Genomic DNA, 24,502 nt, shown 5'->3' with positions numbered 1-24,502 from the left:
GCGTACAACGGAGAAACCAAATGCCTAGCGTCATGTTGAAAAAAAACCCGGAAGGCAAATTGGTCTTCTACGTGCCGAAAAAAGACTTGGAAGAAGTGGCGGAGTCCGTCGAATTCGATACCGCCGAGCTTTGGGGCGGTGAAGTTGTTTTAGCCGATGGCTCAAAATATTACTTTGAACCGATAACCCCGCCCGATTTCCCCATTACCTTACGCGCAAAACGCGTAGATTCAGGAGAAGACTAATGGCCCTTTATATTGTTGAAGCAGACTGTATTTCATGTGGCGACTGCGAACCCGTATGTCCGACCCAATCCATCACCGAAGGCGCCATCGTCTTTAAAATTGACAAACGCACTTGCACCGAATGCGAAGGCGATTTTGACGTGCCGCAATGCGTCAAAGTTTGCCCTATCGACAACTGCATCTTGCCATTAGAGGCATAAGGCCATGGGCCAGAACGCGCTATCACGGGAACTGGCTCTACGCATCGGGCTTGCGGCACGCGCCTTGCCCGATACCGATGCCAAATCCTTGCTGAACATACTGGGTCAGTGTGTCGATGCCCCAATGACGGAAAGCAAGGTTGCCGCTATCGAATTGGACACGCTCAAAAATGCCAACAACGGTGAATTTGCCAAGGTAGATGTTGATGTTTTGCAACAAGCGTTAAACATCCTCAAAAATGTCGCCCCCGAAAAAGTGTTGCCAAACGTGCAGGCTTATCAGGACGGGGACATGCCGGGTTCGGTAAGGATAGTCTGCGCCACTGATGACGCCATCCATATCAACGGCCATTTTGGTGCTTGCGCTTGGTTTATGGTTTATCAAGTCAGTGCCGATGAAGCACGGTTGATCGGCATCCGCACCGCCGAAATTCCGCCAGGCTTGGTGGTCGATGACAAAAATGTCTTCCGCGCCGAACAGATACAGGATTGCAAAGTGCTGTATGTGGCCTCGGTTGGTGGCCCGGCGGCGGCAAAAATCGTCAGGCTGGGCATACATCCGATGAAATTGGCTGAGGTGGAAAGCATTGCCGAGGTGATTACCCAACTGCAAAGCGTCATTGCCGGCACACCACCACCGTGGCTGGCAAAAGCGATGGGTATTGAAGCCAGCGGGCGGTTTAGGTTTGAGCGGGAAGCGGTTGGATAACACCCACTACCCAGGCAACGGATCACTACCATTAAGTTAAGCAGCGTCATCCGGTGAGCCACCGATAGAGCGGGGCTACCGAAATGATGCCGCTACCCTTAATCTTAATGGTGGTGACGTGGCGCGTGGGGGCGGTTTAACTTCAAACAAGGAAATAGGATGATAACAGCAGGACAAGTGCAGGAAATCGCCGATAAAATTGAGGGCATGGGCGTTGATGACAGCACGGTTTCAGCCCTCAGGCAACAGTACCAAAACATCCATTTCACTTACTGTATGGATGATGACCTACCCAACAACACCCCCGTGTTGGAATATGAAAAATTCAATGTGTATTTGATAGACGGACGCGAGCATTGCCTGTGCCTGACCAATGATTATGAAGCGGCGACGGGTATTGTCGTTGCCGAAATCATCCCTGAGTGAACGGAACCCTGTATGTCCGGTCGTGAAAGCCCTGTTACAGTGCCTATAGCGGATTGCAGCCTCTGCCTGTTTCGTGGCAAAACCCTGTTGATGGGCCGCTGTATGCCCGGGGACACCTGCTTGACAGTTGAAAGCGGGCGGCAAATCGACCGTTTTTTCCGCGTGAACCCCAGCTTTGCCGAACATTACCTGCACGATGGTTTTTGGGAAAGGCGGGCGATTGCCGTCCGGTATGCACCACAAAAAGCCTTGGTGGGATTGGTCAATGACGATGATGAAGTGGTCAGGCGTGCTGTCGCTTACCGTTTGCCGCAAAGCCAGCTTGAGCTATTGCTTGATGATCCTGACCGCGAAGTGCGTATGACCGTCGCTGACCGTATCGCGCCCGAAGCCTTGGAAAAACTGGCGGAAGATGTGGATTACATTGTCAGGCTGACCGTCGCCAGACGCCTGCCTGAAGGCCGTTTGTTCCGGCTGATCCGCGATAAAGATATGCAAGTCCGCAAAGTGGTGGCTGAACGCTTGCCCAAAGTCAGTTTAGGGCTAATGGCGCATGACGACGCCCCCGAAGTCCGGCGCGTCCTCGCCGGACGCATGGATCCCGAAGATGCCGCGACTCTATTGAATGATCCCGATTGGCTGGTGCGCTACACCGCCGTGCAACGCGTCGCGCCAGAAGCATTGGCCGGTCTGCTGGAAGACCCCGAACCCGATGTCAGGGCGGCGGTACAGAAGCGATTAGCCAAGCAGCCCAATGCCGCACCCAAGAACGAAAAACCGGAAGCCTAATCATGACGGAGCACACTTTTCAACTGGACGGGCAACAGCTTGCAAAAATCTGTAAAAACACGGTGCCCGGGCAGAATGACGATACGTTGTTGGTCAAACTGCAAGCCCTCAACCCTGATTACCCTATCCGTTTAGCCAAGACCGGGGAGGAATGGTACCGCTTGGGCGGTATTGTCGATATGGCGGGCAACCGTATCGCCAACGATTTGGTGGAATGGACGGAGCGGACTTATATCGAATGCGGTAAAAACCTGCAAACTTTGATCGACCATGCCCGCGAACAAAAATTGATTGCCACGCGGCAAACCGGCAACACCTTGCATTTTGTCGTGCAAATAGGCCATCAAGCCGAGCAATTTGTCCAAATCGACATTGATAAAACCCATGAGATGTCAGACCGTTTACTGGTCAGCCCAGACTGTCCGCCCGAAGATTTAGAGGAATTTATAGACCCGCTAGCTCCTGATTGTATAGAAACCTTCTCAATCGGCACCGCCCGTTACTCTTATCGCCGCAAAACGGATGTGGCGATTTTTATGAGCGAAATCAACAAATACCACCTCCAGGAACATCCGGCGCAACGCTTCATGGATGACTGGAACCGTAGCAGTGCCGGGCAAAAAGCGGTGTTTTCCAACGACTGGATCGTCCGCCCCTATCGGCATACCGGTCGTTTCGGCGAACAAATCATCAATGTCGAAATTATCAACACCCCGCAAAAAAACGTGCCGCAACTGGACGATGTCAGCGGCAAAAAAGGGGTTCCATTGCACAACCTGCTAAGCCGGTTTGACCGTCAGGCGGGTTATCCCTTTGCCTGGTTTTTCTACATGGTGAAAGGCAAACGGGTTTCCCCGCATAGCGGGGTTGCGGTGTTTCAAGACATTAGCGGCGATTTTTCGTATTTGCCCGAACGCGATGTCGCCGTCCTCAAAGATTGGGTCAACACGCCCTATAATGTGTAGCAGTATCCCTTTATTTTTATTAACTTTTCAAGGCAAAACAGCCATTTTCAACCTTAGGAGAAAAATCTATGTCAATTGCACAAATCAAAGCCTTCTCAGAGCTATCCAAAACGGATTCTGAACTCAAAGCAAAATTGTTAGAAGTTCAAAAAATCAGGGAACTCATTGCTTTAGGCAAAGAATATAACTTTGAACTGGATGAAGTGGAGCTTTATCCACCCAATGAGCCACAATTCGTCGAAGAGCAGCTTTCTGAGCGGATGGCCAAAGCGTTGTTGCGCGTCTAGGAAAGCTGTCCATCATGCTTGGGTTGGCCTTTTTTATCGTTAAGGGCCAACCCAACAAACAGCAAAATGCCGGGTTAAGAACGTGTTTTAAAAGCGTCGCGAGCGGTTCGATTGCAAGGCGCACGGAGCGGAAAAATCGGAGTGTACTGGAGTACATGAGGATTTTGAGCACCGCGCAACGCCGCAATCGGACTGCGTAGCAGCTTTTAAAACACGTTCTAAGCTAATGCTGCCCCGGCCTAAACACTAACTCCCTCCTCCAATACAAGATTCGCAATTTGTAAAACATTTTGCGTTGACGTTCCTATCTGGACTATCACTTTTATTCACTGCTGTTACGCCCAGGCAACCCAAGGCCATAACGCTAAACCATGACAAGCTTACGCCTTGTCTTATTTACCAGCCTCGTCGAAACTTTTTATAGTCCCCGCGCTCCAACGTCACGGTCATTAAGTTAATATGCAGCTTAAAGATCAATAGATTATGTAAAGACACTAACTAATTTAACGGTGCGTCCGACTTTTCCGCATTATTTCATCCTAAGCCAACAGGTATATTATGATCCAGCTACTACATTCGCCCATCAACCTGGGTGCGTTGCATTTGCCCAACCGCATCATCATGGCCCCCCTTACCCGTATGCGCGCCCCTGGCGGCATTCCAACGGAGATGATGTCCACTTATTATTGCCAACGGGCATCGGCTGGCTTGATCATTTCCGAAGCGACACCGATTTCATCACAAGGCGTGGGTTATCCAGCAACGCCAGGAATTTGGAACGGACAACAAATTGCAGCGTGGCAGAAAATTACCACGGCAGTCCATGATAAAAATGGCCGGATAGTGTTGCAATTATGGCATGTGGGTCGTATCTCGCATCCAGATTTTCATGATGGCGATTTGCCGGTGGCACCGTCGGCAATTGCCCCTAAAGGCCAGGCGATAACAGCCAACGGTATGAAGCCGTTTGTTACGCCACGGGCTTTAGAAACTGACGAAATTGCAGGTATAGTCGAAGATTACCGTCAGGCGGCGAAAAACGCGCTGCTGGCAGGCTTTGACGGCGTGGAAATACACAGTGCCAACGGTTATTTGTTAGACCAATTTTTACGGGATGGCAGTAACGAACGTACCGACCGTTATGGTGGCCCGTTGGAAAACCGCGCCCGATTTTTGCTGGAAGTGGTCACGGCGGTGATTGAAGTTTGTGGGGCCGAACGCGTGGGCATCCGTTTGTCACCCAGCGGCACTTTCAACGATATGGCGGACTCCGATCCAGAAGCCATCTTTATTTATCTATTGACAGAACTGAACCGTTTTAATTTGGCTTACCTGCACATCGTCGATGCCTTGGAAGGCGATATTCGCCACGGTGCCAAAGTCGTTGCCCTGGACTTGCTTCGCAAAGCCTATACCCGTAAGCTGATGGTTTGCGGTGCTTACGACCAAACCCGTGCCGAAGCGGCGCTTGCCAAAAATCTGGCGGACGCCGTCGCGTTCGGGCAATTGTATATCGCCAATCCCGACTTGGTGGAACGTTTCAAGCAAAATGCGCCGTTAAATACACCTGATCCCAAGACCTTTTATGGTGGCGACGGGAAGGGTTATATTGATTATCCGGTTTTATAAATCCACGTCAGCCGTGGGTAGTGATTAGAAGATAAGGATTTTGTAGCCTCGTCATTCCGGCCTTTAGGGTGCAAATGGATCGTCGGAATGACGTGTATTTTGGAGATAACCATGCTTATTGCTTACCGTCATTTTTAGCAAAAGCCCCTAAAACCATATAGAGCCAAAATTTATTGGACCGACGATTTTATCCGGTAAGCCTCAAGCATCGCCTTGCCCGTCTCCGGCATTTTCGACGCCAGATAGATCGTGTCACCGACAATCAGCGGCATCGACAATTGCCGCCCTGTGCCTTGCAAGTTTTGCTTAGCCACCATTGCCCCATCTTGGGCGCGGATTCCATACAGGGTTCCGTGCGCACCGATGTCAACAATCCAGATAATCGCCTCGCCGTTATTGCCTAGATGCGTGGTGAGTACGGGAAATGACGGATGGCTCCTGAACATTTTTAGAGCTTCAGGATGCCGGGCATCAGGGAATTTCCAAAACGGCTTGAATTTGGGTCGGCCCTTTTCCAACACAATTTTTAGGGCGGTCACGCCGGACGCATGGGTTTGGTCGGCACTAAACGCGGGGATGACCACCACCGGATCACCGTCAATTTGGGTTTGCACAGGTTGCGTGACGATCATGCCCGCCCAGCTCAGTTTGCATAAATCGGTCGGCGAGCCACACAAGGGCGCGATTTGCAGACGGTCATATTGCCTGCCCAAATGCTCCGCATCTATCAAATAAGCCCCGCCATCCTTGCTGGTTTGCACCAAAACCGCCTTACCATTCGATAACATGACTTTAACGGGTGTGCTGCCGCCCAAGTCATAATCCATCCAGGCCAGACATTCCCAGAAATCCTTGTCATCACACTCATGATACGGCGGCTTTATCGGTGCGTTACCCGCCGCTAATCGGGGGATAAAAAGATTTTCACAGGAAGCCAAACACGCTTCAGCAGGTTTGAACGGATTGAAATTGGCGCACAAATCCGCATCGCACGCCGCATCAAACTTTAAGCCCGGTTTTACCCGCAACACGGCATTGGCATAATCATGACGCGCCAAATCGACTTGCCCGTTGCCCGTAGGGATAAATAATTCGGCATCATCCTTATTTTCCACCACCAACGGCCCGGTCGGGGCCCAAACACCGCCGCCGCAAATCATTTCCTGGGTACCGTATTCCATTTTCACCGGACAATCGGCTTCGGCGGTCGTCAACAAGACATTGTTTATCGCTTTTGTTAGGCCTTGTTGCTGCCAAGCATCCATGTCTATTTCAAAAACCCAGCCGTGGAAAGGCTGTACATCCGCAGCATTGCCAAACGCGGCGTAGACACATCCCCGCTGGCTTCCGGCGCGGGCCAGATGTTTCAATGCAGCATGGGAATAAGCCGTAGGCGGGTTAAATTTGACCGTCCCCTTGCCATCCGCTGTCGGCAATTCGGCAGCGAAGGTCAACATCGGGAAACTGTCATCCACGCGATTGTTGTTAAGGTCAATAACAAGCAGTTGATGGCGGGTGCGGACACCTTGTTCCAAGCATTGGTAGGACACCACCAACTTATCGCCAATCATGACCGGCGTAGCAATCAATTGCGCTTGCTGGCCTGGTCCGCAGGGGAGTTGGAGCTTCCAGAGCAAAGTGCCCGTTCCGGCATCAAGGGCCGCAATCAAACCATCAGATACCGGTACGATCAATCGCGCTTGGCTGTGGGATAAATCCAGCAACGTAGATGCAATGATGCCGGCATCGAAAGAAAGGGATGGAAGGCTTGCCGTGGGGAATATTTTTTCCAACGTGAAAGCTTCCGGCAGTGTGGATATTGGATGCTTGTGTGTGCTACATGCGGAAAGAATAAAACTGGCAAACAAAATAATGGCAGGGAAACAGCGGCTCAGTGCGGATTTCATGAAAACCAAAAGATAGGGGGGGCAGAAGTGCTTAAAGAGAATTAAAGGATAAGAAAGTTCAACGCAGTTGCGGTGAAACCTAAGGCGGGTTATTGTAGGTTTCGTTTTTGTTGTCCATCAAACTAGGAATTCATTTTGAAATTAAAAAATTGGCTGTTATTGGCCGCGCTTGCCAGCTTGTTACAAGGTTGCCTTTTCACTAAACTGGTGACCGTGCCTATGCGTGTCGGTGGAGCAGTGGTTTCTATCATACCTGCGGCTGGCAACACCGCCCATGATGCGATAGATGAAGCCGCCGAGAAAGTTGACGATTTGCCTTTCTAATTAAAAATATCAGGCGAAGGGAACGGATGTTGGGGCAATCCCAACATCTTCAATTCAACCAACCCTGACCCGCCATTAGCCACAACAACACGCCAGCAAACACGCCCGCCAGCACATCATCCAGCATAATGCCCAACCCGCCGTGGATATTTTTATCTAACCAACAGATAGGCCAGGGTTTGGCAATATCGAAAATGCGGAACAAGACAAATCCCCAAAATACTGCGGCCCAGCTAAACGGCACTAGCCATAGGGTGATCAGGAAACCGGCAATTTCATCCCAAACGATGCCGCCGAAATCATGCTCGCCCAATTTATCCGCCGCCGCTTGGCATATCCAGATACCAAACAGCGTAACCAACAGCGTCAGGATGCTATAAACCAGCCAGTCGGTTTGTGCAATAAGCCAATACAAGGGAATGGCGGCGACCGTGCCAAACGTACCCGGGGCTTTTTTCGCCAAGCCCGAACCGAAACCGAAAGCCAAAAACAACACGGGGTCTGTTAAAACCTGTTTAGGTGTCAGTTTGTTTGCACCGACTGTCTCAAGAAAAATGTTCATAGCCTTTCGTCTTTATGGATTGGATAACGCCGTCTTTATAAATGCGTAAACCACCGGCCGCTTCAATCACGCCAATTTTGTGGCATTCCGGCGGAAGCAAAGCGGCATTTTTGGGATTGATGGTAAAACACAGTTCGTAATCATCACCCGCCACCAAGGGCAGAAGCCAGTCGCCAGTCTCTTGGACATATGCCAATACGTCATCCGATAACGGCAACGCTTCCCAGTCCAGACACGCACCCAGTTGGTTTTCGTTTTTAGGTGGTACCATCGGATTTAGACCTTTCAGGTTTAACAAACCTGAAAGGTCTATAGTTTTCGCTTTCAATTGAGCACCACTACGCTTAAGGATATGCCCCAAATCGCCCGCCAAACCGTCAGACAAATCAATACACGCCGTGGCGATTTGGCGGATTGCCAAACCTGTCGCCACACGCGGCAAGGGGCGGTGGAAGCGGCTTAATGCCGAATCTGGATGCGGGCAAGCATAACCTTGCAGGATTTTTAAACCCAGTCCGGCATCACCTACGTTGCCGCTCAGATAAATTTCATCGCCGATTTGGGCGCCGGAGCGTAACAAGGCTTGTCCACGCGGAACCAAGCCCATCGCTTGCACGGTCAAGGTCAACGCACCGGTTGTGGTGTCACCACCGATCAAATCGACATCAAACTGCGCCGCCAAATCCAAAAAGCCCTGGGCAAATTGCGCCAACCACCCCTCATCGACACCCGGCAAGGTCAACGCCAACGTCACCGACAAAGGCTGTGCGCCCATGCTGGCAAGGTCGCTGAGATTAACCGCCAGCAATTTATGCCCTAAAGCCTGCGGGTCGGTTCCGGCAAAAAAATGCACGTTTTCGACCATCGTATCGGCGGTGACGGCCAATTGATAACCGTCGGGAATGTCCAACAATGCGCAATCATCCCCTATGCCCAAGGCCGTGGAGCGATGGCTTATTTTTTGCCGGGTGAAAAAACGTTCGATTAAACCGAATTCAGACAGCGGCATGGAACGGTTTTATTGCGCCGGCGGCTGCTTGGCCTGCATTTCCACGCCCCGTTTCTGCCGCGCAATCTTGTCGAGTATGCCGTTGACGTATTTATGGCTGCCGTCGGCACCAAAATATTTCGCCAGATTGATGCTCTCGTTCAGCACAACTTTATAAGGCATGTTCAGGCGGTATAGCAATTCATAAGTGCCGATACGCAAGATCGCCCGTTCAACGGGATCAATCAAATCCACTTCACGGTCAACAAACTCGGTCAAGGCTTGGTCGATTTCTTCAAGATGCTCCGGCACACCGTGGAACAATTCCTTAAAATAACTTTTCTGGACATCTTTCAGCCAATCTTCTTCAGCAAACTGCTGTTCGATCAAGTCCAGATTTTGTCCGGTCATTTGCCATTGGTACAAGGCCTGTACGGCGGCTTTGCGTGCATTGGTACGGGTTTGGCTCATTAATTTTCCAGATTTTTAAACAGACTGACCATCTCGATAGCGGACAACGCCGCTTCGGCACCTTTATTTCCGGCTTTCGTTCCGGCGCGTTCTATCGCCTGTTCGATGGTGTCAACGGTCAAGACGCCAAAACTGACCGGCACATCGTACTGCAAAGCCACATGCGCCAAACCTTTCACGCATTCACCGGCGACATATTCAAAATGCGGCGTACCACCGCGTATCACCGCGCCTACGGCGATAATCGCATCGTATTTTTTGCTGGCGGCGATGCGTTGCACCACCATCGGCAGTTCAAACGCACCTGGGGCTTTGACCAGATGGATGTCGTCTTTATCAGCACCGTGACGCACCAGCGCGTCGATTGCGCCAGCTTCCAGTTGCTCAACAATAAAGCTGTTGAAGCGTGAGGCGACGATACAAAATTTGCCGCCTTGTGCGGCAAAAATCCCTTCGAATGTTTTTAGTTTTGACATGATAATTAGCGTGTTACGGTTAAGTTGACAATATTACGCGGTTAGCAAAAGTTTCGCGTAAGCGATTGTGTTGTTGATAATTTTGATCAGTTCGGGTGTCAATTCCACGGTTTCGGCAAACAACTTGCTTAGGCCCTCATCAACGTATTCATGGACGATTTCATTTCTGAGTTCTTTTAATGTCCTGATGACATCCACACTGGCAAACAGTTTGCGCTTGTGCGCGTTGTTGACCACATCAACCAGCGTGCCTTGGTTTTCAAATTCGGCGTCATCAATACTGCGGAAAACGCGGCGCACTAAAAAATCTATGCTTCTGGCAAAACGGCTGCACAGGTTTTCAAAATGGTTGATCTCGTCAATGGTAAGTGCTCTTGCCAAGTCCACCGCTTGGGTTTGCTGATAGGAATAATCCAACCAGAACAATTGTTTTTCCAGCAATGCCAGATTTTGTTCAAGATTTGCCAAGCTCATAATTCGATGGACCGAGGAAAAATCATTTTTACAAAAGGGCTATCGAGATTGCCGGAATCAATCAGCACGTCTAGTTTCTGCTCGCCAAACTGCTCGTAAAAATGCCATTTGACCGGGCGCAATTGCTTGTTGTCGAGCTTACTAGAGAACACCAACAAATCTATATCGCCACCGGTTTTGTGGTCGTCGGTGCGGCTACCGAACAAAAACACCCGCGCCGCCGCATCTAAACGGTGAATGTCATTTTTCAGCAAACTGCGTTGTGCTTCGCTCAGGCGCATGGTTGGTTCCCATCAAGGCGTTGCCTGCATACTACCCGACATGCTCGGCAACTTCCAAATCAAACCCCGATAGGGCGATGTATTTTTTCTGGGTACCCAAGACTTTCAATTTGCGTACACCCAAATCTGCCAGTATCCGTGCGCCAGTGCCTGTGGTGCGCCAATCCGGGTTGTTCGCCCGCCCTGAATGGGCGATGCCATTATCTTCCAATTGGTAACTGTGGATCAGTTCCGCCAGTGCTTTATTGTTTTCGCTTTGGCGGATCACCACCAACACGCCGCGCCCTTCTTCGGCGATTTTTTGCATCGCCAAGCGGATCGGCATATTGCAATCGCTACGCTGGGACGAAAATACATCATCCAACAGATTCCGTGCGTGAACCCTCGCCAAAACTGGCCCGTCACCAGAGAGTTGTCCCATCACCAAGGCCAGATGCAGATTGTCATCATTGCGGTCTTGGTAGGCATACAAGCGGAATTCGCCGAACTCGGTGGGATAAGCGCATTCGCTGATGCGTTCCAGGGTGTTCTCGTGTTGGATGCGGTAATGGATCAAATCGGCAATTGTACCGATTTTTAAGCCGTGTTGCTGGGCGAAGATTTCTAAATCCGGCCGCCGCGCCATTGAGCCGTCTTCGTTAAGGATTTCGACAATCACCGCAGCCGGTTCCACACCCGCCAAGCGCGCCAAATCACAACCCGCTTCGGTATGTCCGGCACGGTTCAACACCCCGCCGGATTTTGCCATCAGCGGGAAAATATGCCCGGGCTGCACCAGATCATCCGGCTTGGCATCAGGCGCGACGGCGGCTTGGATGGTACGGGCGCGGTCGGCGGCGGAAATGCCGGTGGTCACGCCCGTCGCCGCTTCGATGGATACGGTGAAATTGGTCGAATGCGGGGTTTTGTTTTCATTGACCATCAATGGCAAGCGCAGTTGCTGGCAACGTTCCGGCGTCAAGGTCAGGCAGATCAGGCCGCGACCGTACCGCGCCATGAAATTCACGTCTTCGGGGCGGGTGAACGATGCCGCCATCACCAAGTCGCCTTCGTTTTCGCGGTCTTCATCATCCATGATGATGACCATTTTGCCTTGCCGTAAATCTTCGATAATTTCTTCGATAGTGTTCATAATTGTCCAAAATAGTCGTAGGATGCCGCCGACGTAAGATGTACCGTCAGTTTGCCATTATTTGATGCGCTTGTGGATTTAGCCTAAAAATCCGCTGTTTCTCAATAAATCTTCGGTCACACCGCTGCAAGGTTTCGCCACCGCCTCACCGCGCATCAGCCGCTCCATATACCGCGCCAAAATATCCACTTCCAAATTCACCAAACTGCCCACCACCGCGTCATCCAAGGTGGTTTCCTGCAAGGTGTGCGGCACGATGTTGACACCAAAAGTTGCGCCATCCACTTCGTTGACCGTCAAGCTGATGCCGTTGATGCAAATCGAACCTTTTTCAGCAATATATTTCGCCAGTTCGACAGGCACTTGCACGGTAAAGCGCACCGAACGCGCATCAGGTTTCCTGCCAATAATTTTGCCGATCCCGTCAACATGCCCGCTGACAATATGTCCGCCCATGCGCGTGGAAGGCGTCAACGCCAGTTCCAGATTGACCGCTGATCCGACGGCAGCTAAGCGCAACGTGGTGCGCTCCCAGGTTTCATTGGAAACATCGGCGCAAAAATGCCGCGCCCCCAATTCGATGGCGGTCAGGCACACGCCGTTGACGGCGATGCTGTCACCCAGTTGCGCGTCGGCTAAAGGCAATTTGCCCGTGTCGATTTTTAAACGGAAATCGCCGGATTTGCGCTCGATGGCGGAGATTTTGCCTGTGGATTGGATGATGCCTGTGAACATAATGAAGCCTTTTAATCCTTAAATTTTGTATTTAGGTTGATAAATACACATACCGTTTAACGCGCTTGATAAAGCCAGCCTCGTTCTTTAGCCTTTGAAACTAATGCTTTTGCTTTCCTTTCAATTTCTCCCTTACTCATATTAGAAAAGTTCAAATAGGCATGTTCAGGAAAAGGTATACCATCAGGAATAACAGGTATGGACTGTTCATCGCATTGCTCATGGCTGATTGCCATCACACCATCAGATCGGCATTGCGGGTTAGATGTAAAATGTATCCAAGAATTTTCTGGGCTTATCTGGTCGCCGTCATAGACAGATAATTTATTTTCGTCCTTTGGTGTTGGACGAAATGCTTGGGAAGTGACACGTCCATTCTGAATAAAGCTTGGATTGATTTGCCTCAAAAGAAGAGTTTCTGCATTCATGCAATTTCCTCAGAACTCACAGCTTCTAAAGCATTATTGAGAGCTTGCCAAGCATCAGAACCCGAAAAATCCCAACTACACTCTCTGCATTCATGTGTCGCAAAGTTAAGTGCTTGCCATTCAGCACGTTTATTATCTAAATTGACTTCCAATGATGCCTCCCAATTTCCAATTGACCATTCTGCTTGGACACCACCCTCGGCTGTAGGGTAAAGATAAGGCAATGGTAGGAGTGGACTAAAATTCACATCAAACTCTTTTGCTAACCAAAGCAAACCATCCCCGTTGGGCGCAATTCCTTTGCCATCCAGCCAACCATCCTGCAACTCTGCCAACTCTTCTAAACGGCTCTCAACATCCAACGGATCAAGCGGGGAGATATGTTCAACGGATTCGATTGATCTGAAATGATCTTGCCTATCTTTTTTAACCACGCCCTGTACTGCAACCCGCATCCCTTTGCGGAAACCAGTAGATGCTTCCAGCACAATATCTAAATGCTGATTAGTCAGCGGTGCTTTAAGTTTTGTACCATCCTTTAACTCCAATTCAAAACTCATACGAACCTGATCCACTTCAAAAATGCGTCCTTTAAGTGGCATTTCTTCCGTCCATTCTTCAGCCTTTGATGCTAGGATAAGGCGTTTACGGGTTTCAAGCGTTAGCCTTGCTGGCTGATTGTTTTTGCCTGAAAATTCAATGAATTCATTACCTCGTAATCCACGCCCAAAACGATCAAAGTACCCCAACAATTCTGAAGGTAACGGTAATGGCTTACCTTGTTCTGCACATGCAATCGTTTCAATGATAGCATCGCGTGCCTGTTCAAAATAACTGGCTTCAGCAGAAGGAAAAAGCATAGGAAAAACCAACATAATCACTGGAATTGCACTTCCTTCTTCAACTCCTGCAAGGTGCAATTCAAGACCTTTGCCAAACCCTCTGGAAATTCTTTCCCGCTCTGGATGGCTTTCTCGAAATTTCCATTTTGCAACTTCGACAATCATTTCTTCAAGTGCCGAAAAATCCTTTAACAGTTCAAGTGGCAAACTATGTTCATCAAATCGCCCCCCAACTAAACGGGGCTTCAGAAATTCATTATTCATAACTCTCCACCTTATTCCGCAATAAATCGATAATTCTGAAAGTATTATGTAGGTTTGAAAACCAACCGCAAATCCCCACCCACCTGCCGGACATCCAACAGCTTCAATTCTTTCTTATCCGCCATTGCCAGCACTTCCGGCAAATGGAACAAGCCGCGTCCCTGGTCGCCCATGATGGACGGGGCCATGTAGACAATAATTTCATCCAGCAAATTTGCCGCCAGCAACGCGCCATTCAATACCGCGCCTGCTTCGACTAGAACTTCATTTATCTGCTGGGCTGCTAAAAAGCGCAGGGCTTCGGGCAAATCCAAGCGGCCTTTATTATCCGGCAAACGATGCACTTCAAAACCTGCATCCTGCAAATCCCGCTGTTTTGCGGCATCGTCCGAGCAGGTCAGGATTAACGAACGCCCTGGCAGTTTCGCCATTTGCGCGGCGGGTGGCGTTTGTAGCTGGCTATCTAAAATAATCCGTATCGGTTGCAACACAGTGAAATCGACCCGTGCCGTCAAGGCCGGATCATCCGCCAGCACGGTGTTGACGCCGGTCAATATCGCCGAGCTTTCGGCGCGTAACCGATGGACATCGGCGCGGGCTTGCGGCGAGGTGATCCATTGGCTTTCACCGGAAGCCATCGCCGTGCGCCCGTCCAGGCTCATCGCCAGTTTGCTGCGGACGAACGGGCGGTTTTCGGTCATGCGTTTGATGAAGCCACGGTTTAAGGCGTGGGCATCGGCTTCGAGCACACCCACGGCAACCTCGATCCCGGCGGCTTGCAGATTAGCCAAACCTCGACCAGAAACCAAGGGGTTCGGGTCTTGCATGGCGGCAACGACACGGCTAACACCAGCGTTAATCAGCGCGTCACAACACGGTGGCGTTTTGCCGTGATGGCTGCATGGCTCCAGCGTGACATAAGCGGTCGCGCCTCGCGCGTCGGCGACGGTTTTTAAGGCTTCGACTTCAGCATGGCCGTGGCCCGCCTGTTGGTGCCAGCCTTCGCCGATGATGTCGCCAGCCCTGACCAGGACACAGCCGACACGCGGGTTCGGGTCGGTGGTGTAGCGTCCATTGCCGGCCAATTGCAAGGCCCTTGCCATGAACCGTGCATCATCAAAAGCTTCACTCATGGGTTTTTCTGTTGTAGGTCGGCGATCATTTGCGTGAATTCGCTGACATCTTGGAAGCTACGGTACACGGAAGCGAAACGTACAAAAGCGACATGGTCGAGGGTGCTGAGTTCTTTCATGACTTTTTCGCCCAATTCCTGCGCGGAAATTTCCCGCTCGCCGATCACCATCAGGCCTTTTTTGATCCGGTTGACGGCGGCTTCAATGGCATCACCATCGACGGGGCGTTTTTCGAGAGCCTTGAGCATTCCTGAACGGAGTTTTTTTTCATCAAACGGTTCGCGGTTGCCATCGCGCTTGATGACGCGCGGCATCGTCAATTCCGCCACTTCAAAGGTGGTGAATCGCTCTTTGCAAACATTGCATTCCCGGCGGCGACGGACTTGGTCGCCTTCATTCGCCAACCTAGAATCCAGTACGCGGGTATCGTGTGCGCCACAGAAAGGACATCGCATAATTTTTAGCCGTGATTCTTTTATTCTGGACCGGAAAATTCCGGCGTAATTTTCAAACCCCGTTATTTTATAACATTTTTTAAGTCGTTATGGTTTTAGATTACAAATTGTCCACGAAAGCCACGAAAAGCACGAAAAGTTTCAATACATAAAAGACAAAACATTACGGAACGGGCAACAAACCCGTTCCAGCGTGGTAACTTTCCCCCACCCTATTTTCTGCTTTTTTTCGTGGCTTTCGTGGACAAATATTATCTTCAGCGAAAATGCCAATATCGCGCCTCGCTGTGCCGTAAATTTTCCAAAATTCTGCCGTCCTTCTGATATAGCAAAGTGATTGCACCGCTATCCGCCGTATTCAACCACTGAATGCCCATTTCCCGATAGCGTTGCAGGATTTTTGGATGCGGATGCCCGAAGGGATTGTGGAAACCTGCGGGGATCAAAACGGCATTTGGCAAAACGGTTTGCAGGAAAGAATAGGTCGAAGACGTTTTGCTGCCATGATGGGCGGCGATTAGCACATCGGCGCGTAGCTGTTCGCGGTAGGTTTTCAGCAACCAGATTTCCGCTTCGGCTTCGATGTCGCCGGTCAACAATACGGAACCGTAAGCGGAAGCGACTTTCACGACACAAGAATTGTTGTTATCTGAAACAAACGGCGTGGTTGACGGAGATAAGACTGTAAACCTGACACCATCCCAATCCCATGATTGTCCGGCGACACAGGCAATCGGCGCAAAATCGGCGAGTTGCTTCGGTACGCTGGTCAACACGTTATCCGTCGGAATCTCCCGCAACACCGAGGCCGCACCGCCAATATGGTCGTTATCACCGTGGCTAATGATAAGCCTGTCCAAATGGGTAACGCCTTGCTGGTGCAAAAACGGTAGGACAATTTGCTGGCCGCTATCACTTTGCGGGGAGAATTTCGCACCCGTGTCGTAAACCAGGCTATGGTTTGCGGTTTGCACCACCGTTGCCAAGCCTTGCCCGACATCCAGCAAAGTCATTTTCAGTTCACCGTCTTGCAGTTTTTTGCTGTCTGGAAACAACAACGGCAATAGCATCACCAAGCCCAAATATCGCGCTGGCATCCCTCGTGGAGCCAGCAACAGGGCCAGACCGATTAATGCCAAAACCAATGCCAGCCAGGATGGCTGCGGATGGTTGATAGTCGCCAAAGGCAATTGGGCAAACCAGGACAGGACGAGCATCAGGTAGTGCAAGAGTGTGTCCAGCAAGGCCATCAACACGTCTGCCAAGGGTTGGTAAACGAACAACAGCAAGGTGGCGCACAAGGCCAGCGGCACCAGCAATATGCTGATCATAGGCACGGCAAACGCATTTGCCAGCGGCGCACAGACTGACACTTGTTGGAAGAACAACAGCAACAGCGGCGATAATCCCAACGAGGTGTGCCAATTGATGTGGAACATTTCCCGCCAGAAATCCAGCTTGCCCAAACGCCCGCTAACCGCATAAACAATCACGGCGACGGCAAAATACGACAGCCAAAATCCGGGCAACAACACCGCCAATGGGTCATAAACCAGCACGGCGAACAAGGCCAAGGCCAGCGTGTGGAAAGGCCGGACGGGGCGTTGCCAGATAATCGCCAACATCAGCACCGCCAACATTACAACGGCGCGTTGGGTCGGCACCGAAAATCCCGCCAATCCGGCGTAAGCAATCCCAGCCGCCAACGCTACCGCAGCGGCAACCCGTGGCGGCGACCAGCGCAACACACCCGTCCCCGCCCACAGTTTCAAAACCAGCCAATATACCAAGCTTGCAATCAAGGCGATGTGCGAACCGGAAATCACCACCAAATGCGTCGTGCCCGTTTGCCGAAAAATATCCCATTGCGCCGGGGTCAATTCATTGCCAAAGCCAATGGTAAGGGCTTTTAGCAAAGCGATATGGTCGGGCTTGATAGGCAAGGCCGATAATCGGTCATTAATCGCTTGCCGCCAATAACTGATTGAAAGATTTGAGGCTTGCGCCAGCAACATAGGTTTTGGATAGGGGCGGACAAAGCCCGTCGCGCCTATGCCTTCGGTAAATAGCCAGCGTTCGTAATCAAAGCCGCCGGGGTTCAGCGTACCGTGCGGCTGCTTGAGTTTGACGGTGAATGCCCATTGTTGTCCGGCCTTAAGAGTGTGGTCGAAATTTTGCCAACTTAAGCGGATTTTCGCCGGAATCTGCGCCGGTGGATCGTTGACAGCAAGATCAAAACGGACGAGCTTGTCGGTAATTTCTGGCAAATCGGCAATGGTTCCGGTGATTTCGGTATCAATTCCCGCTAACGATGCGGGCAAACGGTCATTTAAGTGCAGATTGGCAAATAGCGTTGCCCAGAGTATGCCTAAGCAGAAAAAAGTGGCGGGATGGTAGCGGTGGTAAGCGGCGACACTAGCGGCTATTGAGCAGAGAATGAGCCAATTAAGTGAAGGTAAAACAGCGAATTGTTGCACCAGCAAAATTCCGGCGAGAAAGGCTGGGGCGATGAGGATCATGGTGCGGTACGCCAAAGGTTTTGTGGTAAGTTGACGGGCTTCCTTAAGCACCCTATGCTGCGGCCATCTTAAAGACTCAAAACATTCTCTTGCTTCTGCAACTTCTTATCAAAATTTAACAAGTTTAAATTTTGACGCATACAGTTTTGTAAAATCAGCGCATCGGCAAAATTAATGTTTGATGAACGATACAATAGACATCTTTCCTAAATAGTTTTTCTCTATTTATTTTAGTGGGCTACAAAACAACAGGAAGATTTAACCTATTGATTTAATGAAGTAAATATTTAATAGGAAAGATGTCTAATTTTAAAGCGGGAGCAAAAATGGTTTCATTTTCTAATGAAAACGCCTGATTGTTCAACGAGTGCAATAGGATGTGCCGACGATAGGAGGCGCATCATTCACGTTCATCTACGCGAACGATACGCTTCGTACCTCAGCGCATCCTATGGTTCTTATTTGCATTCCGAAACCCTAAACGCAGAGAACCGCAATATTGTCCCGCCATGTGCACTGACAAAATAAGTGGCGCGGACATCACCGTTTGCAAAAAGTGCGTCCAATTTATACGCCAAGATAGGCTGGTCATTTTCAGTCCCGAACACGCCCAATCTGAGGTGGGCATTTTCTGCCAACGTGTCCGGTAATTGGCTTGTGATTAACTTTTGTAGACGCGCATCTTCCCGTACTATGGCTAGGATGTCCTGTTTTGATAGGGTGGGGGTTATAGAAATGTCAATGCCGGGCAGATAATTGTTGCCCAACAGATAAATGCCAATGTCTTTGCCTCGGTATTGATGTTCTTCAACTGGCACATCTGCGGTCTTAGGGGCGTAATCAGCCCTTGCTTGGGCCTGCGTGTTTATGCCCAGACCTAATTCCTTTGCCATATTTTCTGACAATGTCGGGGTTGTGCGGCTATAGGGTCTGGACGTAAAGTTGTTTGGCAAATCGGTTATGTCCATGTCTTGGCTTTGGTATCGGGTTTCCTCAACCGGCCTATCAGTGGCAGACCCATTGGCGGGATAAACACCTTGCCTTGTGATCAGGCTTATATCCATGCCCCGGTCAAAAACCGGCAAGCCCTTAAAAGTTTGGCTGATTTTTAGCCAATAAGCGTTAGATTTTTCGCTGCCCGGATCGTCGCCATTGTTGTCATCGCCACCAGTAACCCTTATCTGCAAATCGTGGAGTTCGGTGGGCAATTGGAACAGAACTGCATGGTTTTTTAAAAAAGCCTGGGCGAATTCTTTTAGCGTGAACAATTTTTCATCAGGGGCTGCGAACCAATAGCGGTTATTTGCCGCCATATCAGCAGCTTGTAAAATATCACTTTCCGTAATATCGGTTTTATTGCTGATGCCCTTAATCCCCAAGCCCTTAAGCGCCGTTTTTTGTGCGTTCCAGTCAATAAACCAGCCATCCCCTAGCTCTTGTTGCAGTTTATTTACGGCATTTAATACCTCTGTATTCTGCGCTTGCACAGAATCCGTTAAAGAAAAACTGAGGATTGTGCCTATATAAGCGATTGCCATGAGCCGTATTAGCATTTTTAGTCCCGTTCAAATAGTAAGTGTCAAGTCCCGCCTGGTCATAATCCTTTTTAACAAACAATTCAGGCTTATCTTCTTGCCATTTTTGGACGGCTTGCATGGGTGTTTGATGGTTGATGGCGCGTTGTGGAATATGATGGTTGTAGATAACCAGGTAGCTGAGTAAGGTCTTCTCCAATTCCTCGGCGGAGCTAAACCGGGTTTGCTTGAGCAGTTCGCTGAACCGTCCATTAAAACGCTCCACCACTTGTGCCCCAGAGGGTATGCCGTTGGTTTGCGGATGGCGAGGCGGACTCAAACGGTGTTCAATGCCAAGTCCGGCACAGGCCTGGTCGAAGTTATGCCGCCCCGTAGGCTGCTTGCCTTTGCTGGTGAAACGGTCGGTGAACTGGATGCCATTGTCAGTGAGTAGCTTGACGATTTTCATGGGCGCGGCTTCTGCAACGCGCTTTAGTGCGTGTTTTAAAAGTCTCGATTTAGTAAAAATTGGCCACAATCAACTGGCTTGCTCGAACGTAACATTGGAAAGTTGGATGAGACCACCTTGTTTCAAGATGAATTTGATCTAAAAAACCTCAGTTTTCACCACCGTCGTACTTTTAAAACACGCACTTAAGCACCCTATGCTACGCCCATTTTGAAGACTCAAAACATTCTCTTGTTTTTGCAACTATAACCCTATGTTCATAGGGCTACAGTGTATTTATGGGGTAAATTGTGATCAAGAGACAGGTTACAAACTCCGTCCCGCGCTAAGTTCACTCAACCTTTCAATCCATCCGCAATAATCCTTTCCATTGCAGTGCAATCGGCAAACTGTACGCATTGAATAGCTGCCTGAATATAAGTTTCTGGCGGAATTCCCGAATAATCAATAGAGTGATAGCCGTTATAACGCACCAACATATCGCAAAATAGCCGGGTGATCCGACCATTCAATTCATAAAAAGGATGCAAGGCGATCAACTCACATTTGAAATAAGCCAATTTATGGACAAACTCCGATTTAGAAATAGTCGTCGCCAAATAGTTTTCTTTTGCCAATTCGGTGAACAGTTTATGCGAGCTACTTTCCACATAAGCACCCAGACAAAAGTGCGAACCACCTTTTACCATATTGAAACTACGGTATTTTCCCGCCCAATCGTATAAGCTTTCAAAAGTCCGTTGGTGCAAGGACTTAAAATAAGCTTCATCAAACACCGTGTTTTCATCAAGTTCGGCGTTAAAAACCTGATATGCCTCTTCCAATAATTCGCGCTCGATTTCGTGTAATTCTTCGCTGTCGGTGATACCCGGCTTATTATGAGGAATATCCGTGCCAGCGATATAAACCAGACTATTTTCGAGGTGATACTTGGATGCCATATTGTTGCCGCAATTGCTGAATTTTTTTAACAACTTCCATTGCGGCGGGCTTGTAACCTTCTATCGCCTGCGTTGTTTGGATAATTTTTTTTAATTCAGAAGGGTTAAAGCGGATTTTATCCATAGGTAAATACCTTTTGCCAATATATGAATTGCCTTTAATTTTAAACTGTTCGCCATTACCAACAACAGCCACCTTATCCTATTGATGTGTTTGCTGGGCTATCATTCACCCACAATCACCCCATCCTCCATGTGCAACACCTTGCCCATTTTCGCCGCCAGTTCATGGTCGTGCGTGACCACCAAAAAGCTCACTTGCAGCTCTTGGTTCAGCTCCAGCATCAGTTGATAGACTTGTTCGGCGGTTTTGCTGTCGAGGTTGCCGGTAGGCTCGTCCGCCAGGATGACGGCGGGCTTGTTGATTAAGGCGCGGGCGACGGCGGCGCGTTGGCGTTCGCCGCCGGAGAGTTCGCCGGGTTTGTGGGCGATGCGGTGGCCCAGGCCGACACGCTGCAACAAGGCGGTGGCGCGGCGTTTGGCCTCAGTCACGGATTCACCCGCAATCAACAAGGGCATGGCGACGTTTTCCAAGACGGTGAACTCGCCCAGCAAATGGTGGGATTGGTAAATGAAGCCTAGCGATTTGTTGCGCAGTTTGGCTTGTTGGCGGCTGCCGATTTTGTTCAAATCCAGGCCGTCCAAAACCACATTGCCACCGGTGGGTTTGTCCAATCCGCCTAGCAAATGCAGCAAGGTGCTTTTGCCGGAACCGGATGCGCCCATGATGGCGACCTGTTCGCCGATGCCGATGTGCAGGTTCACGCCTTTTAAGACTTCAACGTCCAACTCGCCTTGGCTATAGCGTTTGGTGAGGTTTTGGCAGGATAAAATGGGTTTATTCATAACGCAGCACCTCCGCCGGATTGACTTTGGACGCTTGCCACGCGGGGTAGATGGTGGCGAGCAAGGACAACAAAAACGCCATGCTGGCGATGACGTACACATCCGTCCAGATCAGTTTCGAGGGCAGATCGCTGATGTAATAGACTTGGGCGGACAGGAATTTGATGCCAAAGGTGTTTTCAACGGTTTTGATGATGTCGGCGATATTCCACGCCAGCAACACACCGCCGATTACGCCCAATGCCGTCCCCACCAGGCCAATCACTGTACCTAGCACCATAAAAATCCCCATAACCGAACCGGCAGTCAAACCCTGGGTTTTTAAGATGGCGATGTCGCCGCGTTTGTCGGTGACGACCATAATCAACGTGGAGACGATGTTGAACGCCGCCACGGCAACCATCATCAGCAAAATGATTGACATGACGCGCTTTTCCATTTTGATGGCTTGGAAGAAATTATCGTGGGCTTGGGTCCAATCGCTGACTTGGTATTCATCGTAAAATTTTTCCGCCAATTCCCGGGTGATTTGCGGGGCGTTGAGCAAGTCGTCCAACCTGATGCGTAAAGCCGATACCGCTGTATCCATGCGGAACAGTTTCGCGGCATCGTCGATATGGATAAACGCCATATTGCGGTCATACTCGAACATGCCGACTTTGAACGTGCCTACGATGGTGAAGCGGCGCATCCGTGGCACGACCCCGGCGGGCGTGGAATTGACTTGTGGGCTGATGACGGTGATTTTGTCGCCGGTCATCACGCCCAAGTAATTGGCAAGCTCTTCACCCAAAACAATGCCGTATTGTCCGGCGATTAAATCGCTTAATTTGCCGGATGTCATTTTTTCGGCGACTTCAGAAACTTTGGCTTCCATTTCCGGCAACACACCCGTCAACACTGTGCCGCTGACACGGCGGTCGGCATTAATCATCACCTGCCCGTTGATGAACGGGGCCGCGCCTTGCACATGGGGTGTGCCGGACAGTTTTTGCTCCAGCTCTTGCCAGTTGTTCAATTGCCCGACTTTGCCGGTCATCGTGGCATGGGCGGTCATGCTGAGCATACGCGCACTGATTTGTTCGACAAAGCCGTTCATGACCGACAACACGGTGATCAGGGCCACGACGCTTAAGGCGATGCCCAGCACCGAGGCCAAGGTGACGAAAGAAATGAATTGGGTGCGCCGTTCCGCCCGCGTGTAACGTAGGCCAATATAAAAGATCAGGGGTTTAAACATGAATGATTTTGGTAGGGGAAAATGGGGATTTAGACCTTTCAGGTTTATTAAACCTGAAAGGTATGACCGTTAAGGTTTTCTGCACTGCGGGCAGAAACCATACAGATACAAACCGTGGTCGGTAAGTTCATAACCTAGCCTGTCGGCGATTTCTTTTTGCCTGGCTTCGATGATATCGTCGCTAAATTCATCGACTTTGCCGCATTTCATGCACATGATGTGGTCGTGATGGTCGGCAGTCGCCAATTCAAACACCGAATTGCCGCCTTCAAAATGATGGCGCGTGACAAGCCCTGCCGCTTCAAACTGGGTCAGCACACGATAAACGGTAGCCAAGCCAATTTCTTCATCTTCGCTTAACAAAATTTTATACACTTTTTCCGCAGTCAAATGGCGTTCATCAACTTGTTTTTCCAAAATTTGCAGAATCTTGACGCGCGGCAAAGTGACCTTTAAGCCAGCATTTTTTAAATCAAGGGATTCCATTGTTAAGCTCCGATAAGCCGCAATGTCGGCAGTAGTTGAAAATTCAGGCCATTGTAGCCTTTTTCAGGGAGGGCGGGGCAGACAGTTTTATAGGATAATCAATTAACATCCTGTATGATTTTGCGTTTTCAATCTTTATTGCTGTTCCAATGAGTAAACCACTGAGTAAACCACTTTTTTCCGTTTGTCTGCTGGTGCTAAACCTTACTGCTTGTTCCACGATTTTGAATCATGTGCCAGGCGTGTATAGCCTGGAAATCCAACAAGGGAACATCATCGACCAGGACATGATAGACCAGCTCAAACCCCGGATGAACAAACGCCAAGTGCTGTACATCATGGGTTCGCCGATGCTGAAAGATGTGTTCCACAAATCCCGCTGGGATTATTTTTATTCCGATAAAGTAAGTGGACAGGACGCAGTGCAAAAAAAGATCACACTGGTTTTTAACGGCGATGAACTGGCTGGAATACAAGGTGATTTGAGACCTAGTGCCGTGCCCATCGTCAAACCGCCACGCGAAACCACCGTCTTCGTACCTAAGCGCGATCTGGACAAGACCTTGTGGGAAAAAATCACCGGATGGTTTGGCTTTGGCGAAAGCAACGCGAATACAGACCCGGACAACCTGAAGCCCAAGCAAGGCGATTCAACTTATTGAGCCTCTTGAGCCTCATGGCTTAAATCTGTTTTTTGGGAGTACA

Annotated in this window: 30 protein-coding genes and 1 pseudogene; 10 read left to right on the top strand and 21 right to left on the bottom strand. The window is 49.9% G+C overall.

Going from position 1 to position 24,502, the window contains the following annotated elements:
• Nucleotides 1-20: 20 nt before the first annotated feature.
• From nifT to PHH59_RS09350, 8 genes are all read left to right on the top strand, one after another.
• On the top strand, nucleotides 21-245 hold the full coding sequence (gene nifT / locus PHH59_RS09385; protein ID WP_300014702.1) for a putative nitrogen fixation protein NifT: 225 nt from the start codon (nucleotides 21-23) through the stop codon (nucleotides 243-245).
• Nucleotides 245-445 carry a 4Fe-4S dicluster domain-containing protein gene (locus tag PHH59_RS09380; protein ID WP_088617649.1) on the top strand — a complete coding sequence of 67 codons (201 nt, stop codon included), beginning with the start codon at nucleotides 245-247 and terminating at the stop codon, nucleotides 443-445. Before nifT ends, PHH59_RS09380 begins: the two co-directional genes overlap by 1 nt.
• Nucleotides 446-449: 4 nt before the next feature.
• The gene (locus PHH59_RS09375) at nucleotides 450-1,154 is read left to right on the top strand and encodes a NifB/NifX family molybdenum-iron cluster-binding protein (protein WP_300014693.1); all 705 of its coding nucleotides are present in this window, start codon (nucleotides 450-452) and stop codon (nucleotides 1,152-1,154) included.
• Between the two features lie 159 nt (nucleotides 1,155-1,313).
• Complete coding sequence (locus tag PHH59_RS09370; RefSeq protein ID WP_300014690.1) at nucleotides 1,314-1,580, top strand: DUF6129 family protein; 267 nt, start codon at nucleotides 1,314-1,316, stop codon at nucleotides 1,578-1,580.
• A gap of 12 nt (nucleotides 1,581-1,592) precedes the next feature.
• Nucleotides 1,593-2,369, top strand: coding sequence for a 4Fe4S-binding leucine-rich repeat protein (locus tag PHH59_RS09365; protein ID WP_300014687.1), 777 nt, complete (start codon nucleotides 1,593-1,595; stop codon nucleotides 2,367-2,369).
• Between the two features lie 2 nt (nucleotides 2,370-2,371).
• On the top strand, nucleotides 2,372-3,334 hold the full coding sequence (locus PHH59_RS09360; protein WP_300014684.1) for a hypothetical protein: 963 nt from the start codon (nucleotides 2,372-2,374) through the stop codon (nucleotides 3,332-3,334).
• Nucleotides 3,335-3,402: 68 nt separating this feature from the next.
• Nucleotides 3,403-3,621: a Nif11-like leader peptide family natural product precursor gene (locus PHH59_RS09355; protein ID WP_300014681.1), complete on the top strand. Its 219-nt coding sequence runs from the start codon at nucleotides 3,403-3,405 to the stop codon at nucleotides 3,619-3,621.
• Nucleotides 3,622-4,179: 558 nt separating this feature from the next.
• The gene (locus tag PHH59_RS09350; protein WP_300014678.1) at nucleotides 4,180-5,250 is read left to right on the top strand and encodes an alkene reductase; all 1,071 of its coding nucleotides are present in this window, start codon (nucleotides 4,180-4,182) and stop codon (nucleotides 5,248-5,250) included.
• Between the two features lie 170 nt (nucleotides 5,251-5,420).
• On the opposite strand, the gene PHH59_RS09345 is transcribed toward PHH59_RS09350, so the two are convergent.
• Nucleotides 5,421-7,157 carry a hypothetical protein gene (locus tag PHH59_RS09345; protein ID WP_300014675.1) on the bottom strand — a complete coding sequence of 579 codons (1,737 nt, stop codon included), beginning with the start codon at nucleotides 7,155-7,157 and terminating at the stop codon, nucleotides 5,421-5,423.
• Nucleotides 7,158-7,292: 135 nt separating this feature from the next.
• On the opposite strand from PHH59_RS09345, the gene PHH59_RS09340 reads away from it, so the two are divergent.
• Entirely contained in the window at nucleotides 7,293-7,481 is a 189-nt protein-coding gene (locus tag PHH59_RS09340) for a DUF6726 family protein (protein ID WP_300014672.1), read from the top strand.
• A 49-nt stretch (nucleotides 7,482-7,530) separates the two neighbouring features.
• Here the strand turns inward: PHH59_RS09340 and PHH59_RS09335 are convergent, their stop codons facing one another.
• The 20 genes and pseudogenes from PHH59_RS09335 to fur all read right to left on the bottom strand — a co-directional run bounded on the left by PHH59_RS09335 (nucleotide 7,531) and on the right by fur (nucleotide 23,797).
• Complete coding sequence (locus tag PHH59_RS09335; RefSeq protein WP_300014669.1) at nucleotides 7,531-8,043, bottom strand: phosphatidylglycerophosphatase A; 513 nt, start codon at nucleotides 8,041-8,043, stop codon at nucleotides 7,531-7,533.
• Nucleotides 8,027-9,052 (bottom strand): thiamine-phosphate kinase, encoded by a 1,026-nt coding sequence (thiL, locus tag PHH59_RS09330; RefSeq protein ID WP_300014666.1) that lies wholly within the window; start codon nucleotides 9,050-9,052, stop codon nucleotides 8,027-8,029. Before thiL ends, PHH59_RS09335 begins: the two co-directional genes overlap by 17 nt.
• A 9-nt stretch (nucleotides 9,053-9,061) precedes the next feature.
• Nucleotides 9,062-9,502 (bottom strand): transcription antitermination factor NusB, encoded by a 441-nt coding sequence (gene nusB, locus PHH59_RS09325; RefSeq protein ID WP_300014664.1) that lies wholly within the window; start codon nucleotides 9,500-9,502, stop codon nucleotides 9,062-9,064.
• On the bottom strand, nucleotides 9,502-9,978 hold the full coding sequence (gene ribE, locus PHH59_RS09320) for a 6,7-dimethyl-8-ribityllumazine synthase (protein WP_300014661.1): 477 nt from the start codon (nucleotides 9,976-9,978) through the stop codon (nucleotides 9,502-9,504). The genes nusB and ribE overlap by 1 nt, the downstream gene beginning before the upstream one ends.
• Before the next feature lie 33 nt (nucleotides 9,979-10,011).
• Complete coding sequence (locus PHH59_RS09315; RefSeq protein ID WP_300014658.1) at nucleotides 10,012-10,452, bottom strand: hypothetical protein; 441 nt, start codon at nucleotides 10,450-10,452, stop codon at nucleotides 10,012-10,014.
• Nucleotides 10,449-10,733 (bottom strand): nucleotidyltransferase domain-containing protein, encoded by a 285-nt coding sequence (locus PHH59_RS09310; RefSeq protein ID WP_300014655.1) that lies wholly within the window; start codon nucleotides 10,731-10,733, stop codon nucleotides 10,449-10,451. The genes PHH59_RS09315 and PHH59_RS09310 overlap by 4 nt, the downstream gene beginning before the upstream one ends.
• Before the next feature lie 31 nt (nucleotides 10,734-10,764).
• Nucleotides 10,765-11,865 carry a bifunctional 3,4-dihydroxy-2-butanone-4-phosphate synthase/GTP cyclohydrolase II gene (ribBA, locus tag PHH59_RS09305; protein WP_300014653.1) on the bottom strand — a complete coding sequence of 367 codons (1,101 nt, stop codon included), beginning with the start codon at nucleotides 11,863-11,865 and terminating at the stop codon, nucleotides 10,765-10,767.
• A gap of 78 nt (nucleotides 11,866-11,943) precedes the next feature.
• Nucleotides 11,944-12,600: a riboflavin synthase gene (locus tag PHH59_RS09300; RefSeq protein ID WP_300014650.1), complete on the bottom strand. Its 657-nt coding sequence runs from the start codon at nucleotides 12,598-12,600 to the stop codon at nucleotides 11,944-11,946.
• Between the two features lie 56 nt (nucleotides 12,601-12,656).
• Entirely contained in the window at nucleotides 12,657-13,028 is a 372-nt protein-coding gene (locus PHH59_RS09295; protein WP_300014647.1) for a hypothetical protein, read from the bottom strand.
• Nucleotides 13,025-14,134 carry a hypothetical protein gene (locus PHH59_RS09290; protein ID WP_300014644.1) on the bottom strand — a complete coding sequence of 370 codons (1,110 nt, stop codon included), beginning with the start codon at nucleotides 14,132-14,134 and terminating at the stop codon, nucleotides 13,025-13,027. Before PHH59_RS09290 ends, PHH59_RS09295 begins: the two co-directional genes overlap by 4 nt.
• Before the next feature lie 44 nt (nucleotides 14,135-14,178).
• Nucleotides 14,179-15,267 carry a bifunctional diaminohydroxyphosphoribosylaminopyrimidine deaminase/5-amino-6-(5-phosphoribosylamino)uracil reductase RibD gene (gene ribD / locus PHH59_RS09285; protein WP_300014641.1) on the bottom strand — a complete coding sequence of 363 codons (1,089 nt, stop codon included), beginning with the start codon at nucleotides 15,265-15,267 and terminating at the stop codon, nucleotides 14,179-14,181.
• The gene (gene nrdR, locus PHH59_RS09280) at nucleotides 15,264-15,722 is read right to left on the bottom strand and encodes a transcriptional regulator NrdR (protein ID WP_300014638.1); all 459 of its coding nucleotides are present in this window, start codon (nucleotides 15,720-15,722) and stop codon (nucleotides 15,264-15,266) included. The genes ribD and nrdR overlap by 4 nt, the downstream gene beginning before the upstream one ends.
• Nucleotides 15,723-15,979: 257 nt before the next feature.
• Nucleotides 15,980-18,241 (bottom strand): DNA internalization-related competence protein ComEC/Rec2, encoded by a 2,262-nt coding sequence (locus PHH59_RS09275; RefSeq protein WP_300014634.1) that lies wholly within the window; start codon nucleotides 18,239-18,241, stop codon nucleotides 15,980-15,982.
• Nucleotides 18,242-18,699: 458 nt separating this feature from the next.
• The gene (locus PHH59_RS09270; RefSeq protein WP_300014632.1) at nucleotides 18,700-19,779 is read right to left on the bottom strand and encodes a hypothetical protein; all 1,080 of its coding nucleotides are present in this window, start codon (nucleotides 19,777-19,779) and stop codon (nucleotides 18,700-18,702) included.
• 40 nt (nucleotides 19,780-19,819) lie between these two features.
• Nucleotides 19,820-20,251: pseudogene (locus PHH59_RS09265) on the bottom strand (integrase core domain-containing protein); the annotation flags it as partial.
• Between the two features lie 308 nt (nucleotides 20,252-20,559).
• Entirely contained in the window at nucleotides 20,560-21,165 is a 606-nt protein-coding gene (locus PHH59_RS09260; RefSeq protein ID WP_300014629.1) for a Fic family protein, read from the bottom strand.
• The gene (locus PHH59_RS09255) at nucleotides 21,137-21,289 is read right to left on the bottom strand and encodes a hypothetical protein (protein WP_300014626.1); all 153 of its coding nucleotides are present in this window, start codon (nucleotides 21,287-21,289) and stop codon (nucleotides 21,137-21,139) included. Before PHH59_RS09255 ends, PHH59_RS09260 begins: the two co-directional genes overlap by 29 nt.
• A gap of 101 nt (nucleotides 21,290-21,390) precedes the next feature.
• Complete coding sequence (gene lolD / locus PHH59_RS09250; RefSeq protein WP_300014624.1) at nucleotides 21,391-22,071, bottom strand: lipoprotein-releasing ABC transporter ATP-binding protein LolD; 681 nt, start codon at nucleotides 22,069-22,071, stop codon at nucleotides 21,391-21,393.
• On the bottom strand, nucleotides 22,064-23,311 hold the full coding sequence (locus PHH59_RS09245) for a lipoprotein-releasing ABC transporter permease subunit (protein ID WP_300014621.1): 1,248 nt from the start codon (nucleotides 23,309-23,311) through the stop codon (nucleotides 22,064-22,066). The genes lolD and PHH59_RS09245 overlap by 8 nt, the downstream gene beginning before the upstream one ends.
• A gap of 69 nt (nucleotides 23,312-23,380) precedes the next feature.
• Nucleotides 23,381-23,797 carry a ferric iron uptake transcriptional regulator gene (fur, locus tag PHH59_RS09240; protein ID WP_300014618.1) on the bottom strand — a complete coding sequence of 139 codons (417 nt, stop codon included), beginning with the start codon at nucleotides 23,795-23,797 and terminating at the stop codon, nucleotides 23,381-23,383.
• Nucleotides 23,798-23,946: 149 nt separating this feature from the next.
• Here fur and bamE point away from each other — a divergent pair, with 149 nt between their 5' ends.
• Nucleotides 23,947-24,459 carry an outer membrane protein assembly factor BamE gene (gene bamE / locus PHH59_RS09235; protein WP_300014615.1) on the top strand — a complete coding sequence of 171 codons (513 nt, stop codon included), beginning with the start codon at nucleotides 23,947-23,949 and terminating at the stop codon, nucleotides 24,457-24,459.
• Nucleotides 24,460-24,502: the final 43 nt, after the last annotated feature.

The organism is Methylovulum sp., from assembly GCF_028687615.1.
Classification (GTDB): Bacteria; Pseudomonadota; Gammaproteobacteria; order Methylococcales; family Methylomonadaceae; genus Methylovulum.
Note: the sequence above shows the minus strand (reverse complement) of the source record. Positions and strands in the feature narration are given on the sequence as shown.

Coding starts and splice junctions, on each gene's coding strand:
- nifT (WP_300014702.1), top strand. CDS start 21: ATGCCTAGCGTCATGTTGAAAAAAAACCCGGAAGGCAAATTGGTCTTC.
- PHH59_RS09380 (WP_088617649.1), top strand. CDS start 245: ATGGCCCTTTATATTGTTGAAGCAGACTGTATTTCATGTGGCGACTGC.
- PHH59_RS09375 (WP_300014693.1), top strand. CDS start 450: ATGGGCCAGAACGCGCTATCACGGGAACTGGCTCTACGCATCGGGCTT.
- PHH59_RS09370 (WP_300014690.1), top strand. CDS start 1,314: ATGATAACAGCAGGACAAGTGCAGGAAATCGCCGATAAAATTGAGGGC.
- PHH59_RS09365 (WP_300014687.1), top strand. CDS start 1,593: ATGTCCGGTCGTGAAAGCCCTGTTACAGTGCCTATAGCGGATTGCAGC.
- PHH59_RS09360 (WP_300014684.1), top strand. CDS start 2,372: ATGACGGAGCACACTTTTCAACTGGACGGGCAACAGCTTGCAAAAATC.
- PHH59_RS09355 (WP_300014681.1), top strand. CDS start 3,403: ATGTCAATTGCACAAATCAAAGCCTTCTCAGAGCTATCCAAAACGGAT.
- PHH59_RS09350 (WP_300014678.1), top strand. CDS start 4,180: ATGATCCAGCTACTACATTCGCCCATCAACCTGGGTGCGTTGCATTTG.
- PHH59_RS09345 (WP_300014675.1), bottom strand. CDS start 7,157: ATGAAATCCGCACTGAGCCGCTGTTTCCCTGCCATTATTTTGTTTGCC.
- PHH59_RS09335 (WP_300014669.1), bottom strand. CDS start 8,043: ATGAACATTTTTCTTGAGACAGTCGGTGCAAACAAACTGACACCTAAA.
- thiL (WP_300014666.1), bottom strand. CDS start 9,052: ATGCCGCTGTCTGAATTCGGTTTAATCGAACGTTTTTTCACCCGGCAA.
- nusB (WP_300014664.1), bottom strand. CDS start 9,502: ATGAGCCAAACCCGTACCAATGCACGCAAAGCCGCCGTACAGGCCTTG.
- ribE (WP_300014661.1), bottom strand. CDS start 9,978: ATGTCAAAACTAAAAACATTCGAAGGGATTTTTGCCGCACAAGGCGGC.
- PHH59_RS09315 (WP_300014658.1), bottom strand. CDS start 10,452: ATGAGCTTGGCAAATCTTGAACAAAATCTGGCATTGCTGGAAAAACAA.
- PHH59_RS09310 (WP_300014655.1), bottom strand. CDS start 10,733: ATGCGCCTGAGCGAAGCACAACGCAGTTTGCTGAAAAATGACATTCAC.
- ribBA (WP_300014653.1), bottom strand. CDS start 11,865: ATGAACACTATCGAAGAAATTATCGAAGATTTACGGCAAGGCAAAATG.
- PHH59_RS09300 (WP_300014650.1), bottom strand. CDS start 12,600: ATGTTCACAGGCATCATCCAATCCACAGGCAAAATCTCCGCCATCGAG.
- PHH59_RS09295 (WP_300014647.1), bottom strand. CDS start 13,028: ATGAATGCAGAAACTCTTCTTTTGAGGCAAATCAATCCAAGCTTTATT.
- PHH59_RS09290 (WP_300014644.1), bottom strand. CDS start 14,134: ATGAATAATGAATTTCTGAAGCCCCGTTTAGTTGGGGGGCGATTTGAT.
- ribD (WP_300014641.1), bottom strand. CDS start 15,267: ATGAGTGAAGCTTTTGATGATGCACGGTTCATGGCAAGGGCCTTGCAA.
- nrdR (WP_300014638.1), bottom strand. CDS start 15,722: ATGCGATGTCCTTTCTGTGGCGCACACGATACCCGCGTACTGGATTCT.
- PHH59_RS09275 (WP_300014634.1), bottom strand. CDS start 18,241: ATGATCCTCATCGCCCCAGCCTTTCTCGCCGGAATTTTGCTGGTGCAA.
- PHH59_RS09270 (WP_300014632.1), bottom strand. CDS start 19,779: ATGGCAATCGCTTATATAGGCACAATCCTCAGTTTTTCTTTAACGGAT.
- PHH59_RS09260 (WP_300014629.1), bottom strand. CDS start 21,165: ATGGCATCCAAGTATCACCTCGAAAATAGTCTGGTTTATATCGCTGGC.
- PHH59_RS09255 (WP_300014626.1), bottom strand. CDS start 21,289: ATGGATAAAATCCGCTTTAACCCTTCTGAATTAAAAAAAATTATCCAA.
- lolD (WP_300014624.1), bottom strand. CDS start 22,071: ATGAATAAACCCATTTTATCCTGCCAAAACCTCACCAAACGCTATAGC.
- PHH59_RS09245 (WP_300014621.1), bottom strand. CDS start 23,311: ATGTTTAAACCCCTGATCTTTTATATTGGCCTACGTTACACGCGGGCG.
- fur (WP_300014618.1), bottom strand. CDS start 23,797: ATGGAATCCCTTGATTTAAAAAATGCTGGCTTAAAGGTCACTTTGCCG.
- bamE (WP_300014615.1), top strand. CDS start 23,947: ATGAGTAAACCACTGAGTAAACCACTTTTTTCCGTTTGTCTGCTGGTG.